Source organism: Streptomyces sp. NPDC015127 (assembly GCF_043080095.1).
Lineage (GTDB): Bacteria > Actinomycetota > Actinomycetes > Streptomycetales > Streptomycetaceae > Streptomyces.
On record NZ_JBIBVE010000085.1, the window covers coordinates 1 to 2,975 of the forward strand.

The following is a 2,975-nucleotide window of genomic DNA, read 5'->3' on the forward strand; positions in this document are numbered from 1 at the left end:
GGGCATACTCAAAGGCTTGCTCCGCGCCCCGAAAACTGGTGCCAACCCGCGACCATGATCGGGGCTCGCGTACCAGCCTTCGCGTCCCATTAGGCCTACTCGTCCCGGGCGATCCGCCAGTCCCTGCGGCGCACCGGCATCCGGGCGGTGATCCCGCAGCCCGCCGACCAGGCCGCCAACCGCAAACGGCTCGGCCGGCTCGGCGGCCGCCTGCCGACCTTCGACCGCGAAGCCTACAAGCAGCGGAACACCGTCGAACGCTGCATCAACAAGCTCAAGCAGTGGCGCGGCCTGGCCACTCGCTACGACAAGACGAGGTAGATGGTGGCGGTCGGACTCCGCCTCGCCGCCATCTTCATCTGGTCAGCAAAATGATCCGAAGGAAACGGCCTAGGCGTGCCAGTTACATTACGCTGGCCGCAGCAGATCTCCCGGCAAAGCGGGCGACTGCCTTGTCGCCGCCTGGCCGGCGGGCATGCCAACGCCCTCGCATAACCAGGCCACTGGCTGTCGCCAGCGATGATTACTGATCTGGTGGCGCAGTTGGGGCCGGTGCGGCAAACCAGTAGCCCGTAGAGGTGCAAAGCTGCTCGATCCACCGCGGCGGGGCAGTCAGCGCCAGCGCGAAGTACAAATTGGTGTGCGTCGACCGGTTCTTGGATACGCTAGCCCCCCGGTCACGGTGTCACACACGACGTGCTGGTGGTTTACAGCGGACACTCAACGATCACACGCACGATCGGTGAGATATCCAGCCCTTGCTCACCGACCGGGGAGGCCGCATCGAGGGCGGCCTGCGGCTTCGCACGCTTGCCGACGTGGTCGCGATCCGGGTTCACAGGCTCTCCGCCCACCGCGGCGGACGCAGCTGCGTCACTTCTGACGAAAGCCGCATAAACCGCAAACGCCGCGGCAGGCACCTCGAACATCTCCAATGGCTCATGGGGCCCACCACGAAATAGGCCGCTTTGCGCTCCTCGGCACGCATCCCCACCGAGCACGCCATCGCCCACCTCAAGAACCCACGAGCCCTCGCCTGATACTACTCCCGACCGGACAGCCTGCCCGACACCACCCAAGCCGTCATCGGACTCCTCACAGGCTGACAAGCAACCCAACAAGGCATTGCCCAAACCATGCACGCGGTCGTAAGCAATCACTACCTAAATGATCGCCGCCCATGTACTGCCGACTGGCGGCTAGATAACGTGCCGAACAAGCCTGATGCGCGAGCCTCTGAGATGAATTCCAGCGAAACGAGCTATTGAACCCTTAGACGTTTCCGAGCGAGAGGTGACTGATATCATGGAGATTTCACGCTTTGCGAGACGCGGCACGATGGCCTTAGCTGCCGCATCCCTGGTGGCAAGTGGACTATTTGCTGCGCCATCTGCTGCGGCTGTAGACAGTGGTGTGGTATGCGGCGAGCAGGAGCCTTTCGGCGCAAACTTGTGGGCAATGCAATGCATAGAGAGGTCGAACGGCTACGCCCGCATCCAGGGAGTTTTCGTCAACCGGAATTCCACAACGGAGCGGGTCAGGTTGGCCGAAACCAAGCTCAATACCCCGAGTGGGCAAATAGCCCTCACATGCAACAATGACTACTGGGTGAATATAGCACCTCGCACGGGCGCCAGTTGCTATAGCGGCTGGTTCCCTGCGGGAAATCAAATCGTCTGGGCGCAGGCGTACGCGGTGTGGTTTTGGTTCCCTTCCGTTAAAACTCCTTTAGTCTCAGGTGTCAGCTACCCTTAAGAGCCTCGCGAGCAGTCAGCGCAGCTCGAAAGGCTTCGCGGTTTTCGATCAGGCTATGTACGGGAAAACAAGCGGTTGACGATTGCCCGGAGCTAAGCAGCTGCAGTCCCCCGTTCACGATGAGGCCACATCCGCTCCTGAACCTAGAGACAACGACACTGCCAGAAGGAGCCGAGTGCATCTGGGACCCAATGCTTTCCAACTGGAGCTGAAGAGACTTCACGAGAGCTGCTGATAAGTCCATCGCGCTGGCAGCCGGCGGTGTCTTCGCAGCCTCATTGCAGGACTTCGAGCCCGCTGGCTGCCATCCAGATCGGCGTCTGACGAGGATGGCATGGGTATTCGACCCATGCCATTCGCCGATAATGCCGGTACCGTTCATGGACGGCCTTCCAGCCGTCAGCCCGCTGCGGAAGGTCCTGGACGGTATGCCAATTCGAACCTGGGAACATTACTTTAACCTTCCAACGCCTGTGTCGATTCCCAGGCGAAGGAAGGTGAATTCTCCCGACTATTCCTTCTTTTTTTACATGATTTCTACGACTCTTTAGCGACCGGGGAGGGCGAAGCGCTCCCGGCTGTCTACTCGGACATATCGGGAGCCTGTCAAAAACGGAACGCGGGCGAAGAAGTCACTCGTGTCGACATAACCGGAGGATCCCAGCTTAATCGTTATCTGGGCGTCAGGGTGACTGGCTCCAGGGTAAATATATTCAGGATAAAGAACCCAATGTTCAACATACTCTTGTGCGCTCTTCGGTCGCGCGGGAACAAAAATCTCGCCGACCCTTAAGCCGTTCTGTAGGATGTCAAGTGACCGACCATCCCCAGGGTCTAGTTGCGCCATGGCCGGAGTTACTCCACCGAGAGTGGCCAATGCGCATGCTGATCCGATTGAAAGCAGCGCGGCCCTCCTGTTGACGAGACGCATCATCCACCCTTCTTTCAATTAAACCACGAATATACTATCGAGCTTGTCGTGAATCTATCATCGCGGCAATGCTGATGACGTAGGTAAGCGATACTCTTCATTTGAGTGCAGACCCGGAAGCAAGAGGCCGAGTCGCCACGATGCGTTCCCTTGCCCTGCATTCGCGGATGCGTCGGCTGTGGCGGGGTCCGCAGGGTGCTGTCACGTTGTTGGGGGTGTGGCCGTTTGATGGCGTGCCAGGGTGTGCCGGACCCGATCTTCTGGTCCGTTCAGATCGTGGCAGGCAGGC

1 protein-coding gene and 1 pseudogene are annotated in these 2,975 nt (G+C 59.7%); one reads left to right on the forward strand and one right to left on the reverse strand.

Features of this window, described 5'->3' with window-relative positions; genetic code table 11:
- Positions 1 to 93: 93 nt before the first annotated feature.
- Positions 94 to 321: pseudogene (locus ACF08N_RS37980) on the forward strand (transposase); the annotation flags it as partial.
- 386 nt (positions 322 to 707) lie between these two features.
- Here the strand turns inward: ACF08N_RS37980 and ACF08N_RS37985 are convergent.
- A complete protein-coding gene (locus ACF08N_RS37985) occupies positions 708 to 935 on the reverse strand; it encodes a hypothetical protein (RefSeq protein ID WP_392329259.1) in 228 nt (75 codons plus the stop codon).
- Positions 936 to 2,975: the final 2,040 nt, after the last annotated feature.